General features: G+C 60.6%; 14 protein-coding genes. 8 read left to right on the forward strand and 6 right to left on the reverse strand.

Annotated elements, in window-relative coordinates; translation table 11 throughout:
• Window positions 1-91 precede the first annotated feature (91 nt).
• On the reverse strand, window positions 92-3,298 hold the full coding sequence (locus tag LB524_RS26380) for a GAF domain-containing protein (RefSeq protein WP_411909943.1): 3,207 nt from the start codon (window positions 3,296-3,298) through the stop codon (window positions 92-94).
• A gap of 344 nt (window positions 3,299-3,642) precedes the next feature.
• Here LB524_RS26380 and LB524_RS26385 point away from each other — a divergent pair, with 344 nt between their 5' ends.
• Both LB524_RS26385 and LB524_RS26390 read left to right on the forward strand, forming a co-directional pair.
• The gene (locus LB524_RS26385) at window positions 3,643-3,885 is read left to right on the forward strand and encodes a hypothetical protein (RefSeq protein ID WP_140876729.1); all 243 of its coding nucleotides are present in this window, start codon (window positions 3,643-3,645) and stop codon (window positions 3,883-3,885) included.
• 111 nt (window positions 3,886-3,996) lie between these two features.
• Entirely contained in the window at window positions 3,997-4,281 is a 285-nt protein-coding gene (locus tag LB524_RS26390) for a DUF6894 family protein (RefSeq protein ID WP_140876727.1), read from the forward strand.
• A 16-nt stretch (window positions 4,282-4,297) separates the two neighbouring features.
• Here the strand turns inward: LB524_RS26390 and xth are convergent, their stop codons facing one another.
• Complete coding sequence (gene xth / locus LB524_RS26395) at window positions 4,298-5,083, reverse strand: exodeoxyribonuclease III (protein ID WP_015316408.1); 786 nt, start codon at window positions 5,081-5,083, stop codon at window positions 4,298-4,300.
• A 334-nt stretch (window positions 5,084-5,417) separates the two neighbouring features.
• On the opposite strand from xth, the gene LB524_RS26400 reads away from it, so the two are divergent.
• The 4 genes from LB524_RS26400 (at window position 5,418) to LB524_RS26415 (ending at window position 8,737) form a co-directional block, all read left to right on the forward strand.
• Window positions 5,418-6,344 (forward strand): NAD(P)/FAD-dependent oxidoreductase, encoded by a 927-nt coding sequence (locus tag LB524_RS26400; RefSeq protein WP_140660815.1) that lies wholly within the window; start codon window positions 5,418-5,420, stop codon window positions 6,342-6,344.
• 146 nt (window positions 6,345-6,490) lie between these two features.
• Window positions 6,491-7,480 (forward strand): alpha/beta fold hydrolase, encoded by a 990-nt coding sequence (locus tag LB524_RS26405; protein ID WP_224531229.1) that lies wholly within the window; start codon window positions 6,491-6,493, stop codon window positions 7,478-7,480.
• Between the two features lie 43 nt (window positions 7,481-7,523).
• A complete protein-coding gene (locus LB524_RS26410) occupies window positions 7,524-8,054 on the forward strand; it encodes a DUF1003 domain-containing protein (RefSeq protein WP_140725922.1) in 531 nt (176 codons plus the stop codon).
• 290 nt (window positions 8,055-8,344) lie between these two features.
• Window positions 8,345-8,737, forward strand: coding sequence for a response regulator (locus LB524_RS26415; RefSeq protein ID WP_224531232.1), 393 nt, complete (start codon window positions 8,345-8,347; stop codon window positions 8,735-8,737).
• Between the two features lie 339 nt (window positions 8,738-9,076).
• Here the strand turns inward: LB524_RS26415 and LB524_RS26425 are convergent, their stop codons facing one another.
• From LB524_RS26425 to LB524_RS26440, 4 genes are all read right to left on the reverse strand, one after another.
• Window positions 9,077-9,253, reverse strand: coding sequence for a hypothetical protein (locus LB524_RS26425; protein ID WP_157163632.1), 177 nt, complete (start codon window positions 9,251-9,253; stop codon window positions 9,077-9,079).
• 171 nt (window positions 9,254-9,424) lie between these two features.
• Window positions 9,425-10,018 (reverse strand): sigma factor-like helix-turn-helix DNA-binding protein, encoded by a 594-nt coding sequence (locus LB524_RS26430; RefSeq protein ID WP_140790229.1) that lies wholly within the window; start codon window positions 10,016-10,018, stop codon window positions 9,425-9,427.
• A gap of 376 nt (window positions 10,019-10,394) precedes the next feature.
• Window positions 10,395-10,631 (reverse strand): DUF6894 family protein, encoded by a 237-nt coding sequence (locus LB524_RS26435; RefSeq protein WP_140660820.1) that lies wholly within the window; start codon window positions 10,629-10,631, stop codon window positions 10,395-10,397.
• Between the two features lie 19 nt (window positions 10,632-10,650).
• Entirely contained in the window at window positions 10,651-11,385 is a 735-nt protein-coding gene (locus LB524_RS26440; protein ID WP_015316416.1) for a Crp/Fnr family transcriptional regulator, read from the reverse strand.
• A gap of 16 nt (window positions 11,386-11,401) precedes the next feature.
• Between LB524_RS26440 and LB524_RS26445 the strand changes: the two genes are divergently transcribed.
• Window positions 11,402-11,875, forward strand: a complete 474-nt coding sequence (locus LB524_RS26445; protein ID WP_224531235.1) for a hypothetical protein — start codon at window positions 11,402-11,404, stop codon at window positions 11,873-11,875.
• Between the two features lie 245 nt (window positions 11,876-12,120).
• Window positions 12,121-15,462, forward strand: a complete 3,342-nt coding sequence (locus LB524_RS26450; protein WP_224531238.1) for a DEAD/DEAH box helicase — start codon at window positions 12,121-12,123, stop codon at window positions 15,460-15,462.
• Window positions 15,463-15,737: the final 275 nt, after the last annotated feature.

Consider the following 15,737-nt stretch of genomic DNA (forward strand, 5'->3'; position numbering starts at 1 on the left):
GTCTTGCCGAAGGCATCAATTCCGCCCAAGCGCGGCGTCCCGTAAAGTAACTGAAGCGGAGAGGGATTGGTGTGCCTCGGACAGTGACCATTCACTTGCGATCCAGCACCTTACGGATCTTCTCTGCCAATTCGTCAATCGTGTAGGGCTTGGTTAAAAGCTCCGTTCCAAAATCAAGTGTGCCGTTGTGGACAATCGCGTTTCGTGTGTAGCCGGTGGTGTAGAGCACTTTTAGCGACGGGTGCATGCTCTTGACCTGATCCACCAGTTCCCGGCCGGACATCTCCGGCATGACGACGTCAGTGAACAGAAGCGACGGCACTTGCCCGCTTGCGACGGCCGCCAGCGCGTCCCGCGGCCCTTGCATTTCCAACACGGAATAGCCCAGTTCCCGCAGCGCCTCCGCAGCCATCAGCCGGACGCGATCTTCATCCTCGACAACCATGATGATCTCGTCCTCACTGCCGGGGTGCTCGCCCGCCACGGACTCGGCCGGGCTGTCGACCACGTCGCCGTGCGAGCGCGGCAGATAGATTTTCAAAGTGGTTCCGATACCCTGCTCGGAATAGATCTTGACGCTGCCGCCGGACTGGCGAACAAATCCATAAACCTGGCTGAGCCCCAGCCCGGTGCCTTTGCCAACCCCCTTTGTGGTGAAGAACGGATCGAAGGCTCTGGCCAACACGTCAGCGGTCATGCCGGTTCCGGTGTCCGTGACAGCTATCATCACATACTGGCCGGAGGGTATTGCGTTTTCTCTCGCATACCGGTCGTCGACATGGGCATTGGATGTCTCGATGGTCAGCCTTCCACCAGCGGGCATGGCATCCCGCGCGTTGACGCAAAGGTTGAGCAACGCGCTTTCCAGCTGCCCTGCGTCGACTTCCACATGCCAAAGTCCCGCGGCGAGCACGGTCTCGATTTGGATTGTCTCGCCAAGCGTCCGGCTCAGCAATTCACTCATATCCGAGACGAGGCGATTTGGATTCAGGCGCTTGGGCGCCAGAGGTTGCTGGCGAGAGAAGGCAAGCAGCCGCTTGGTAAGTTCTGCAGCACGTTGGGCTCCATCGATCGCGCCGGTCACGAACTGGTGGACGTTGGTATCGCCGTTTCTGAGCTTGCGCTGCACAAGGTTCAGTCCGCCGATGATGACAGCCAGCATATTGTTGAAGTCGTGCGCGATGCCACCGGTAAGCTGTCCGACAGCTTCCATCTTCTGGGCCTGCCGCAGGTGCTCTTCTGCTCTGGTGCGTTCGGCGACTTCGTCCATGACACGTTGTTCAAGGGTGCCATTGAGCGTCTGCAGCGCCTTGAACAGTCGAGAATTGTCGATTGCCGTCGCGGCATGGCCCGCAAGCCCCAGCAAGGCCTTCTCTTGCTGTTCGGCGAAGACGCCGATCTCTGCATGACCAAAGAAGAGGCCGCCCAGCACCTCTCCCGAACGCGAGACGACCGGTACCGCAAGATAGGAACGCACTGGCAGATGGCCCTCCGGCATTCCCTTGCGGGGCCAGTTCTTGCCGTAGCGGGGGTCGGCGAGGATGTCGTCGGAGCGCACCACGCTTCTCCCGCGGAAAGTGGGGTCGAACACCGCCGTGTTGCGAGGCATTGGAAATTTTTCGAACGCGGAGCGAGGTGCGCCCGACAGGGCGTAGAGCATGTAGCTGTCGCCCTTGTCGTCGATCACATTGTAGAAGAAAGCTCCGAATTGTGCGCCCGACAGCGCTACGCCGGCATCAGCTACCGTTTGAACAATCCGCTCCACGTCGAGCTCGGCCGCTACCGCGGCAGCGGTGACGTTCATCATCTGAAGCTGATGCTCCACCCGCTTTCGCGCGGTGATATCCATGACGGTACCAATGAAGCGGACCGCGCGCCCTGACTGGAAAAGCGACTCGCCCGCTGCCGCAATCCAGCGTTCCTTGCCGTCGTGCAAGCCGACCGTCCGATATTCGATGTCGTAGCGGGAAGACGTGCCCGGCGCGAGCGCCTGGCGTACGGCCTCGTCGGCGCGGGCCCGATCTTCTGGATGAATACCCGCCAGGAACGCGCTTTCATATGTTACCTCCGCGTCTGGCGGGAGGCCGAAAAGGGCTTTGCACCGGTCATCCCACCGCAGCGCCTTGGTGACGGGATCGTAGTCCCAGGTCCCGATAGCGGCTGCGTCCGTGGCAAGCCGGAGGCGCTCCTCACTGGCCCGGGCCGCCTGTTCCGAGCGAACGCGCTCGATGTGAGCCCAGGACCGCTCCGTCACCTCCGTCAGCAAGGACAGTTCGCGCTGTGACCAGACGCGGGGCTGCTTGTCGTGAATGGCCATCAGGGCGGTCAGCCGGCCCTGTTTTACCAAGGGCATGCAGATGGTTGCCGTTATGCCGATGTCCTGAAAGGTCTTTGCCTCCTCGGGCGCGATTTCCTCGAGGTTGTTGTTGATGATGAGCGGCCGATTGGCGCTGAGATTGGTGACCGCCAGGCGACCAAAATCGGTAAGACTGTAATACCCTTTGATGCTGGGCGAGCCGGGTGCGCTCCAGTCGCCACGGATGGTGAAATGGTCCCGGTCCTGCTCCATGTCGGCGTAGGCGCAAATCGAGACGGCAAGATGTTCGCCCAACAGACGAGTGGTGATCGCCATGACGGCGTCGGCGTCGGCCGCGAGGGCAATCTCCCTTCCAAGACGGTCGAGAAAAGCCAGGCGTTCGGCGTTCTCACGCAGCGCTCGCTCAGCGCGAAGCCGCTCTATGGCGGTACGCGTCCGGTCCGCCACTTCCGAAATAAGGGCGACCTCCTCCTTGGCCCAGCGTCTGGGCGCGGAGTGGTTCAGGTATAGCAGCGCCACCAAACCGCCATGCTCGGTAACCGGCATGTTGATGACGGATTGGGCGCTGATGGCTTTGAGAGCCTCTGCATGGTCCCTTGTTCGCGGGTCTGTCTCGGCATTGTCGAAGACAACGGTGTCGCCCCGCTTCAAGTCCTCGATATACGAGCCGTAGTTCCTGAAATTCAGGGTCCCAGCCAGGCTTTTGATGCCTGGCGCGTTCCAATCCCTCTCGATCGTGATGGTTTCTTTCTCAAGATCGATCGTGCCGTATCCGGCTCGGCTGACATCGAAATGTCTCCCTACCAGTTCCGCGGCTGCGTGGGCCAGTTCGGCAGGATCAGTAATCTCGCGAATCCGGTCGCCCAGCGCCGCCAACAGCTCGAAGCGTTGCAGTTCAGATTGACGATCGCCTGAAGTGACCCCCATATCGCCCCCGTTTTGCCCGGACTGGATAATGCAGTTGACGGCCAAGAGTTCCATTGCGGCCCGCACGCTTCTTTGACGGGCAGGCCGGCGGTTCGCGCGAACACCTTGAGTGACACACGACGAGACGCGGCTTGAACGGCAAGAAACATCAACGATGTCCCTTTGGTCGCCTTGAACTTTAGAACACTCGCGGTTCCAACGGTCGTGCGACTTCCATTGGGCGTAGCGATAGCCGCGTCACTATACGCAATTGGATCTTTTGTGCGCGAACTTGCCTCGGTCCATCATAGGTTAGCGACACGTCGCGCGCTGTGCCGCATAAGCGAGAGGTCAGCGGGCATGTAACGGGCTCCGCTGCTTGGGAGACCATCGCACTCTCGCTCGTTTGGAGACGCTTGATGCTTGACCGACCCATTCGCACGGATACCCTCTACCCGAATGACCTGGACACGCTTCGCGCGGTCTTCGACGCGATGTGCCAGGAGTTTGCCATTTTGCCGGACACCGCGGCGGCTCACTCCATCGCGAGAGAGCTGATCAGGCTGTTCCAGACCGGGATCACGGAATCGGCCATGCTGATGATTGCCGTGCGCGCGCGTTGGCAGGACGACCGGCAAAGGGACGCCAGCAACGCTGCCTGACCTCTGCCGATGCAGGGGCGCACAATCGGTGCATCCTTTTCGAAACGGTGGCGTTGACCGTCACCCTGCCAGCAATGGCCGATCCGTTATCACCACCGACAGGAGGGATCGATGCCGAAATTTCGTTTCGAGTTTATCGAGGTCATGTCCCAGCCTGCAATCTTCGCCGACATGGCTGATCGGGATGAGGCCATCAAAGAGGCGAAGCGCGCAGCCAAGGAGGCCATGCTTGACGGAATTATCGATGGCGCGGACCCGACCAGCTGGGTGACGAAAGTCTACGACGAGGCGGGTTATCTCGTCGTCACACTTGGATTCCAGGATCTGGTCGCCGCCCCCGAGGATTCGCAACGATTAAGAGAGGCGGACGAACCTGGCGTCATGCGGTCTGGCTGAAGCCCGATGTCTCGGTTCACCGGGGCCAGTCGAGTTCGATCCAGGCTGGCGCGTGATCGCTTGGCTTGTCCCATCCCCGTACCGTCTCATCCACGCCCGCGCCGGCCAGCCTGTTCGTTAGCGAGGGGCTCACGAGAAGATGGTCCATGCGAAGGCCGGAACTGCGGTCGTAACCGCCCCGATAGGAAAAATTCCAGTAGGTATAGACGCCTCTCTCGGGACGGATCAGCCTGACGGCGTCGGTCCAGCCATCGGCAAGCAGGTCGGCGTAAGCCTGTCGGCTCTCCGGGAAGTAGACGGCGTCGCCCAGCCATCGTGCCGGAACCGCGGCGTCGATCGGCGCCGGCACCACGTTGTAGTCGCCGCAAAGCAGGCTGGCGGGCGCGTCCTTGATCAGGAGCCGTCCGTAGTCGATCAGCCGCTCGAACCAGCGGAGCTTATAGTCGAACTTCGGACCAGGCGCCGGGTTGCCGTTGGGCAGGTATAGGCAACCAACGACGAGACCGTCGATCTCCGCCTCGATGTAACGGCTATGCGTGTCATCGGCGTCACCGGGCAACCCGCGCCGACGCTCATGCGGCTGCTTGCCCCGAGCGAGAATGGCTACGCCGTTGTACGACTTCTGTCCGTGCCATATCGCCCCGTAGCCGGCGTTGCTGATGGCATCGGCAGGAAACTTTTCGTCCGATGTTTTCAATTCCTGGAGACAGATGATGTCGTGGTGCGTCTCACCCAGCCATTTGAGCAGAACCGGCAATCGACCGTTGACGCCGTTTACGTTAAAGGTAGCGACCCGGATCATCTGAAGCCTTGAGGCATCCATTCATAAAATGGCGCTCCCCGTTTGAGCGAGTTCGGCAGCGCCCTTTGTCGGCGGCCTCAGCTCTTCACTTATATCATTCATGGCCTGCGAGCCGCCCGACGTCGTTTGAGGACGAGGTCAGCGGTTGTGTTTCGCAGGTGCTCACCTTGTCCGTCAGGATTAACCCCGAAGCGGTAAGAAGGTTTCGACGCCGAGCAGGACCGGTGTGACAACGAGATCGAAGCTCTCTGGCTGCGGCTGAAGCCGGCCGGGCTTATGCGGTCTCTCCGCGTGTCGTGCTGGAACATCGAACGAACCAGATAGTTCGCCGCTGATGGAGCAAACCTGCGGTGAAAGCCATGCCGGTCACCCGCTCGCCGACGCTGAAGATGTGCTGATCGTCGGAGGCGGGCCAGCGGGACTGACCGCGGCCCAATATCTCGCCCGTTTTCGCCATCGCGTGCTGGTGGTCGATGCCGGCCAGCCCCGTGCCGCTCTGATCCCGAAAAGCCATAACTGTCCGGGCTTTCCCGAAGGGATAAGTGGCCCCGACCTTCTCGATCGGCTTGGCCGCCACGCGAGCTTGTACGGAGCAACCTTGATGCGGGGGCAGGTGTTTTCGCTGGCCGCTGGCGAGGGAGGCTTTGATGCTGAGACCTCGATCGGCGCAATCCGCGCGCGTAAGGTTTTCCTGTCGACCGGGATTGTCGACACGACACCCGAATTGCCCCGCTTGGCGGAGGCAATTGCGGCCGGTGTCGTTCGGCTTTGTCCGGTGTGCGACGGATATGAGGTGATCGACCGGAAGATAGCGGTCGTGGGGCAGGGTGACAGAGCCTTGCACGAGGCCATTTTCCTCAGCCGATTCACACCACACGTAACGATGCTGGGGACCCACGCATCGGACTTTTCAACCAGCACGCGTCGCGCGGCGGGCGAAAGAGGGATAGTCATCCGTCACACTCTCGACAGGCTCAGCCCGGCTGCTGACGGTTGTGCGGCGATTTTGCAGGATGGAGCGACCTGGCGCTTCGATGCAGTCTACGCGGCCTTGGGATGCAAGGTGCGCTCGCACCTCGCCCTGGCCGTCGGCGCGAGATGTTGCGCGGAGGGCTACGTCACGGTCGATGAGCACCAGCAGACTTCCGTCGCCGGCATGTACGCCATCGGCGACGTTGTGAAAGCGCTGAATCAGATTGCGGTCGCGTTTGGACAAGCTGCCATCGCCGCGTCCCATGCCCATAGAGAGCTTACCGCCTAGGCCGTTTGAGCCGGCTACAAAGCGTCGTCTTTGTCCAGCGGAACAAGCCGCCACTCCGAAGGTTTGGGCAGGCAGGGCACCGGGCAGGGCAGTTGCTGGCAGGCATGGGCATGGCGTTCGACAGGGATGGACCGAAGCTATCGACCGTGCTGCTCATCGCCGCATTGTCGGCACTTGCCGGGTACAATCACGCCCGCGCCAAACGTGCGCTTGTTGGCCGGGCGCACGGCAATGTCATGGAGGTTGACGGCCTTCGCCTGCATTTTATCGAAGCCGGCACCGGCATGCCGCTCATTCTGCTGCATGGAAACGGATCCATGGCACAGGATTTCAAGTCGAGCGGCATCTTCGATCAGGCGGCAAAAACCTATCGGGTACTCGCATTTGATCGGCCGGGCTTCGGGCGAAGCACGCGGTCGCGCGGCCGGCGGTGGTCTGCCCGCGACCAAGCCGATCTCATACATGCCGCCGCCGGCAGGCTGGGTATCGAGAACTACATCGTGCTTGGACATTCGTGGGGCGCTTGGGTAGCCCTCGAATTGGCGCGCAGGCATTCTCGTTCGGTTGCCGGCGTCGTGCTGGTCTCCGGCTATTACTATCCGCCGCCGCGGCTTGATCTTGCGCTGGCCGCCCTCCCGGCTCTGCCATTCGTCGGCACCGCGTTTCGCCACACCTTGCTGCCGGTGCTTGTGAGGCTTGCCTGGCCTTGGACGATGCAGAAGATCTTCCACCCAGCGGATGTCGCTGCCGACTTCGCCGTTCTCGCAAAAGATATCGCCAGCCGCCCTTCCCAACTGCGGGCGGTGTGTTCGGAATCGGCATCGATGCTGGCGGCGGCCCTGCTGACGAAGGCCAGCTACACGGACATTGGTGTCCCGACAGGCATCCTGGCGGGTTCTGGAGACCGGCTGTTCGACGCCGAGGGGGAGGCACGACGCCTGCATGCGGAGGTCGGTGGGTCCCTCCTCGACGTCGTTGAGGGCGCCGGCCATATGGTTCATCAGAGCGCCCCGGGGGCGGTGATCGCCATGGTGGACACGATTGCAGGACGGCACTCCTCGTCTGAAGAGACCGGCGGCCATGAGCCCGCGAGTTCAGGCGGTGCAGCCTCGCCGGACGTGCCAGGCGGGCGATGAGCAACGCTCGGATGACATTGGCCGCCAAACCGGGCGTTCAAAAATGAACGATCAGCATCCCGCCGACATGCAGTCGGTCCTTCAGCAGAACATACAGGCTCTGGTCGACCACAGGCGACAACAGGAGGAGCACCAAGGCGTTCAGGTGCGAATTGCCGGCATCATTTCGCGCTTCGCGGGAAGCATGCCTTTTGTCTATTTGCATCTCGCAATTCTGGTCGCCTGGATCCTTGCGAACCTTGGCCTGATACCGGCCGTCCCAGCTTGGGACCCAACTTTTGTGATCCTGGCCATGGTGGCTTCGGTCGAGGCGATCTTCCTGTCCACCTTCGTGCTGATCAACCAAAACAGGATGGCCGAACACAGCGAGCGCCGAGCGGAGCTGGATCTGCAGATCAGCCTTCTCAACGAGCACGAAACCACGAGGCTCATCGAAATGGTGGCTGCTTTGACGGAGCGCCTCAATGTCTCCACACCGGCCGATCAGGAGCTGCCGCAACTGGCCGAGAATGTCGATCCCCGGCAGGTGATGACGGAAATCCAGCAAGCTTCTGGAGATCAGGAGAAATCTTGAGCAAAAACGAAATGCCCCGCATTGGAGGCGGGCTGCCGCGGAGGCTAATCGAATAAGAGCCTACATCCAGAGGAACATTCGCTGCACTTCAAGGTTCGGTCGCGGGCCTACAATCCTCCCTTGTCTTGGCCTTCGAGGCTGTCGAAGCAGCTTCAGCCCGTCTCGGCTTTCCGAGGCGGGCTTCTCATGACTCCGCCGCGAGGTCGCGGTGACAACAGGCCGATGCGTGTCATATGGAACCAAGTTGACGCCGAGATCGTAGTAGCGGTGGCGACTTGGGGATATCCCGGATGAGCGATGGCGTTGTTCTGATCGTCGAAGACGAGACGATGATACTGCTCGACCTCGAGTCAGCTTTGCAGGAGGCTGGCTTTCAGGTCGTCGGCGTTCGAAATGCTGCCGAGGCGCTGGCGGCCTTCGACCCCGATCCCACCAGGTTCAAGGCCGTGCTCACCGACATCCGTTTGGGGCCGGGACAATCCGGGTGGGAGATCGCCCGGCATTTGCGTAGGTCCAACTCGACCATCCCAGTTGTCTATATGAGCGGCGACAGCGCGGTACACTGGGGAGCGGAAGGAGTGCCCAACAGCATTATGATCACCAAGCCCTTCTTTCTGCCGCAAATCATAACCGCCGTTTCGCAGCTTTTAAACGCTCGGCAAGCCCCAGAAACTCACATCTAGCGCTGATAAGCTTTTTCTCCTTCCACGAAAATCCATGGAACATTCTGTCCCGACCAGCGTTAGGGCGCGCCGGAGAATCCTTATTGTAGGTTTCTTGCAGTGCATGGGCGGGATGAAATGCATAGGGATGCCTATACCCCATCGGAACTTGCCGTACTGAGCCGTGTTCTTGCACGCAGCAATCTCAAGAACGAGACTGAAGCCGAGAGAGAACGGCGCGCATCGCGCATCCTTGCTTACTACCAAGCCGGGATCACGGACGAGAACGAGCTTGAACAGCTGTCCCGGCAGCCGCTGGGAAGATGACGACTGAGCGTCCGTGTCTCGGCAAGCATGCATTTATTCGTCGAGCTTTCGGTCGAGTTCGTCGAGCAACGACCGATGCTCGCGCGGCATGTCCGCATCGGTCGGTAGGTCCAGCAACTGGCGAAGCTGGCGACGGCTGGCGTCCGATGCAATCCACTGACGTATGAGACGGGCTATGGCCTTCTGTTGCGCCTTGCCGATTTCTTCCATGTTGGGAACCCGAACTTGTCCGAGGGTCGAACTCGGCGGATCCCCTCATGGTTCCCTGTCATGCATAACAAACCTGCGGTTGAGCTATGGGCCACCTCAAGGCAAGCGATGTGTGGCTGCCTGAAAGGCATCCCGAATTTTTTGCCTTGAACACGGCCGCTTTGCTCACCGTCAATTCGATTTTTCAGGCGTGGCTTCCGCCGGGACGCCCGACAGGACAGCCATTCTTGTCCTCGCATCCTGTATCCGGCCCTTGATGGTGGCTGTGTCGCAATCGCAGATGTCGGCGGCGTCTTCATAGGACAGTCCGAGCATGCAAACCAGAACGATGGCCTGCCGCTCCGGATCCGCCAGGAGGTCAATGGCACGCGCTACCCTGGGGCCGGCTTCCATCTGTTCCTGTGTGTCGGTGGCAAAAGGTTCCGACAAGCAACTCGCCGACCCTCGAGCCTGGGGGGCTGTGCCTTCAAGCCTGGCCAAGGAAGCCCTGCGCATGGTGGCGAAGATCCAGGGCTTTACCCGGCTTCCATCAAGACCATCGAGATCTGCAATCCCTTTGACCAATGTTTCTCGAACAAGATTGTCAGCTTCGTCGATGCTGCCGCTGAGCGACCGTGCGAATGCCCGCAATGCGGGAACAAGGTCGACCAGGTTCGTCTGTTCGCCAGAACCTGGCAAGGACGAGCCGCCAGGGTAGGTAACGGGCTGTGTCTGCTCCACAAGCGCCGGATCGGAAGCTTCGAGCTTGCGACGGTGTTCAGCCATCACACCGATCCTCCAGAGACATGGGACCTCTTTCGTGTCGGTCTGATCTGGTGGGGTGAAGGGTCCAAGAAGCGACAATTGTCATGTTTTGCTCCAGGCTGATACTCGGGCCCGTCATCAGCAGGGTCCTGCGTGCGAGCAAGGGTGCATTGTCCCCCGGCACGCACAGACCCAATTAATCCGGTCGCCGACTAGGCGCACTTACATAGATTAAAGCGCCCACCCACTTGCATTCATGGATCTACTCCATGACCGAGCACTGAGTGATCTATGGCTCGCGGCCCTTCGAGAGTTCTCGCTCGATGCAGTCCGATGGCCATGTTGAAGCTGGTTGGGTGGGGGGCTGATCCGATAATGGCGCGAAAATCGGCCGAATTCATCTCATCAATTTGATCTGAAGCGAGAGGCTTAGCCGCAGAACCTTGTCGCCATTTTCATCACGCACCTCGACAAACAATTTCTGTCCGTCGACGCTTTTCAATGCGTCTCTCGTAAGATCGATAAGGCCTTCGAATCCGACTCGGCGCACCTCTTCCAGGCCAGTGCATTCGACACCTATCTCATCCTGCAAGACCAAATCGCGATCGCCGGTGTCAAAGAAAAATCGTGCCATGGGAGAGCTTCCGTCACCACTAATCTGCCGGGTTCTTTTGATGCAGGTAAGTCGTGTCGAAATCCCCTGCGTGAGTGAGGCCGGGCCAGTCGATTGCATGCATTCTCGACCCCGTGGTGGCGATCAGGCCTTCACGTCGTAGTTCCTGAAGCATTCGGTTGACGTGGACCGTCGACAAACCCAATGCGTCGCCAAGTGCGGCTTGGGTTATGGGAATATCCGCAATGTGATCCTGAATGCGTCCGACCGCCCGCAAGCGAAATATGAGTTCGCACAAAATGTGAGCCATGCGGGTGTAAGCCTCACGTCTTCCAACGTTGGTGACCCACTCCCTGTACATCGCGGCGTCGATCAGCGTCGACCGCCAGAAAGCGGTGGCGATGCGAGGGTGCTGGTCACAGATGCTGCGTAGAACATCGTGTCGCATGAAGCCCACTCGGGCCGGCGTCATGGTCGAGAAATTACAATCCATGACCGACAGATGCAGCCCGTGCAGATCAGGAATGTCTCCGGCCACGAAGAAAGACGTGATCTGTCGCTTTCCTTCGCTTGTGTATTTGGTGGACCCGACCAAACCATCCAGAACGACAAACGAGTAAACAGGATGGTCACCCTCACGCACCAGGTCGTGGTTGGCGGAAAAATCTTTCTCCTGAATCGGTATGCTTTTCAAAACCGCGATTTCAGCTTCTCGAATGTCCGAGATGGTCTGAAGCTTGCGGATAAGTACATCCGAGGACGAAGAGGGGGACAAAATGGCTACCTAGCTGATGTTGCCCACCGAACTTTTATCCCAGCCAAAAGTTCCGGATGGCGGTGAAATCCGAATGAGCAGAACCTGGTTTGCCAAAGGCGCGATCAAAACCGCAGCCCATGGAACAAACGCACCCACGGCTTTGTACGTTTTCATACCTAACGCCGCTCCGCCGGAACGTAGGGTAGGCATTCGCGGTTACGTCGGACTCTTCGGGGAGTTCGCCATGGATGAGCCTAAGACAGCTTTCATTGATCGCCTGATCAAGGAAACCAGCATCAGCGAAAAAGACGCCCGCGAACTGATAGCCCTGCTAGGGCTCAATTGGTCGTCCTTGGTCCGGGAAGCGAAGCTCCTGAAGCCACAGGCCCACGGTGCCTCTTATATGAGCATGGACGGCGGCGGCGTCTCTGATTTCCAAACGAATTCCAACCAGGTCTCCGAGCAAGGCGGCCATTCTAGCCCGCTGGTCGCCAAGGCTGACACGTAGCGCCCGCGCTATTACGAGTTCGTTCAAGCTTTCCGGGAGGTCTGGAAGCAGGCCGGTTAGACGGCCATCGTCCGCGACGGCACCGCTGCCAACAGAAGCGGCTCATCGAGAGCCGGATCGTTGGTGCGTTGCTACACGGGAACGCAAGACCGCACGCGCTGCCACTGCCTGCAACACTTTAGTCCGCGCCTCAGGAACGGGGTGGTTCCACTGACGTTCTCCGACGGTGGCAAGGTGAGACCTCAGTGAACAGACCCATTTCGCGGACGGAAATCATCGAAGAAGTCGATCACCCGTCGAATGACGGGGACCTCGCGAGAGACCAGGGCGCCTCGCCTTCCGCCGCAATCGCGGCGGCGCTGGCCGACTCGCTTGAGAGCGGTCCAAACAAGCATATTGTCCATATAGCCGCCTCGGAACACAGTGCCGAAGAGACCGCTGCGGCTTTGCGTCAGTTTCTGCCGAGCGCGGACGTCATCTTGCTGCCGTCCTGGGATTGCCTGCCTTACGACAGGGTATGGCCGACACGCGCCAATATGGGGCGGAGGCTTCGCGCTCTGCATGAGATCGCAAGCGAGCCCAAACGTCCGCGCATCGTGGTTCTGTCGATCGAGACTACTCTCCAGCGGGTGCCGCCCGCACCAGTCATTGCTGGCGGTTTTACAATTCTGGAACTCGGACAAGAGTTCGACCCGGATGGTTTCCGAACGAGAGCAGAGGCGATTGGATACGGTGTCGACGAAAGGGTCGACGAACCGGGCGAGATAGCCTTTCGGGGCGACCTTATGGACATATTCCCTGCTGGCGCCGATCACCCGGTTCGCGTCGTCATCGGTACAGATAGCTGCATCCGGGAACTCAAGACCTATGACCCCATCAGCCAGCTTAGCGAACAGTCGCGCGAGTCGGTCACGGTTGGGCCAGCATCCGAGCTGATTTTCGCAACGGGGGATCATCCTGAGTTGGCAGCGATGCGCGCGACGTCGATGGAAGAACGCCTCGTCGCGTTGTACGGCAGCATGCCGTCGGTCTTCGATGTGGCATCCGGCGCCTGTGTCTCCATCGCGGAAGGTCTCGAAGGCGCGCCGCTCGACCGCTTCCTGGACCTGATCGAAGATGCTCGTGGTGCAAGGCAGGAGGTTGCCGCGCCCGCCAAACCCTTGCCGGAACAGTTTTACCTGTCGCGTCAAGAATGGGATGTCGCAGTCCGTAAACGCCACGGCACGAGTCTCGCCGTTTCTGCCGCGCGAGTTCCCAAATTCTTCCAGCAGGCGCGATCCGGGGATCAGTTCGCCGAATTTGCGGAAAGGCAGACAAGGTCGGGTGTCACTGTGGCGTTCGCGGGCGAGGCCTCCGAACTGCGGCGAGCCGATCGTCTGCTCGATCGGAAGCTTGGTCGGCGAATGGGGGAAGTGGCGGACTGGCCGCGGATCCGTTCGGCCCCAAGGGGCTCTCTTCTCAAGGCCGAGATCGTTCTCGACGAAGGCTTTGTCGACGAGCAATCTGGCATCGCGGTGGTGGCCGCGGCCGACCTGTTTGGCCACGCCTTGAAAGCAAACGGCAGCGCGGCCACCAGCATACTCGAACCCGAGTTGCGCATTGGCGACGTCGTCGTCCATGAGGACCATGGCCTGGCCACGCTGGTGGCGGTCGAACAGGTCGAGTTGGCCGGTCAGCAGCAGGATGTCGTCAGGCTGGAATATCAGGACGGAGCTTCCTTGCTGGTCCCGGTCGATGAGTTTGGGCGGATATGGCGCTACGGCTCGGAACCCGGTGCAGTGCCGCTCGATCGCTTGAACAGCGATGGGTGGCTCAACCGACGCAAGGCGGCGCTGCGCGATATCGACAGGCTGGCCAAGCGCTTGAGGGACCTTGCCAATGCCAGGTCCAGCCAGCCTGCCGCGATCATAAAACCCTCTCGCGCGGACCTTGCCCGGTTCGCGGCGCGGTTTCCCTATACCGAGACTCCCGACCAGGCTGCCGCCATCCGCGACGTGCTCGGCGACCTGTCGTCGGGGAGAACAATGAATCGCCTTGTCTGCGGCGACGTCGGCTTCGGCAAGACAGAGGTGGCCCTGAGGGCCTGCGCCGCCGTGGCCCTCTGCGGGAAGCAGGTGGCGGTGATAGCGCCGACAACGGTGTTGGCACGTCAGCACTACGAGACGTTCAGCAGAAGATTTGCGGGAACCGGCCTCGACGTCGCCCACCTCTCGAGAATGGTCGGAGCGGCCGAGGCGAGAGCGGTGAAGGAGCGGCTGCGGAGCGGTCAGGTCGCGGTGGTTGTGGGTACCCAGGCCCTGGCGGCCAAGAGCGTCAGCTTCGCCAATCTCGGACTGCTGGTGATCGACGAGGAGCACCGGTTCGGCGTCAAGTTGAAGCAGGCGCTGCGGAACATGGCGCCCTGCCTTCATACGCTGAGCATGAGCGCCACGCCGATACCGCGGACGCTGCAATCGGCGATGTCAGGCGTCCAGGAGGTCAGCGTCCTCAACTCTCCGCCCGCCAAAAGACGTCCCGTTCGCACCATCCTGGCGCCCTTCGATCCAGCTTCGGCAAGAGCCGCCCTTTTGCGCGAGTTTCGTCGCGGCGGACAGAGCTTCCTGGTGGTTCCGCGCATCGAAGACATCGATCCGGTTCGCCTGCAGCTAAACAGACTGGTGCCGGAACTCGCGGTCAAGACGGCGCATGGCGAAATGAAAGGGAGACAACTGGACGACATCATGGTCGGGTTCGCTAACGGTGACGGCGATGTCCTGTTGAGCACCGACATCATCGAGAGCGGCCTCGACGTGCCGCGGGCCAACACCATACTGATCTGGCGAGCGGACAGGTTCGGTCTGGCACAGCTGCACCAGCTTCGCGGCCGGGTCGGAAGGGGGGCGGTGCAGGCTATTGCTCTTCTTCTGACCGAGCCTGGCGTCGAACTGGCCGAAGGCACAAGAGCCCGACTTTCGACCATGATTGCGCTCGATCGGCTTGGCTCCGGCCTTGCGATCAGCCAAAGGGACCTCGACCTGCGCGGGGCAGGAGACCTTTTCGGCGAAGATCAAGCCGGACACATGAAGCTGATCGGAGCAGGCCTTTACCAACATTTTCTGCAGCGGGCGGTCTCGCTGGCTGCGGGAGGGGCCGATACCGACAAGCAGCTTGCCGACATCAACGGCGCCGGAAAAGGGGCCTTTCCCGAAAGTTACGTCAACGAGCCGACGGTGCGCGTCAGCCTCTATGCGAGGCTGTCTCGTTTAGCTGCCGAGACGGACCTCGATGCATTCGGCGAAGAGCTTGAGGACCGCTTTGGAGACATGCCCGGCGAAGTGGCGGATTTACTGGAACTGACCAGGTTGCGCATAGCCGCGGCGGACCTGGGCATCAGCAAAGTCGATGTGGGACCAGAAGGGATCGCGATTACCTTCCGCAAGAAGCCGGTGGCATCAAAATGGCGCTTTAAAAACGCACAGGGCTTCGAGTTCCGCAACGGCCGGCTGATTTTCAGGCCCCCGATCCAGTCTCGCGGCTCAGGTATCGATGCCGTCCGCTCGGTGCTCGGTGCCTTGCGTGCAGCCCGGCCGGCGCGGCGCCGCCCATGATGGGTTCGCTCGGATCACCGGTTCCAGATCGTGGGGAAAGTCCGGCGCTTCGATGGGCAGTTCGTCAGCCGGCGTTCTTTCCCTTTGAGTCACGGCCGGAAGCATTTCGGCGACCTCGATGAGGATATCCTTGACGAAGTGATTGATCTGGGCGCCCATCTTCCGCGAGCCTGTTGTCTCCGATGGCGTCCGAACTTGCTGCCCGAACCAAAGTTCCCGCCTGAGACGCGTGACGAGGCGAGCGAAAGTCAGCTAATACCGTGTCCGGCGTGCGG

Source organism: Mesorhizobium sp. ESP6-5 (assembly GCF_020164695.1).
GTDB lineage: Bacteria > Pseudomonadota > Alphaproteobacteria > Rhizobiales > Rhizobiaceae > Mesorhizobium > Mesorhizobium australicum.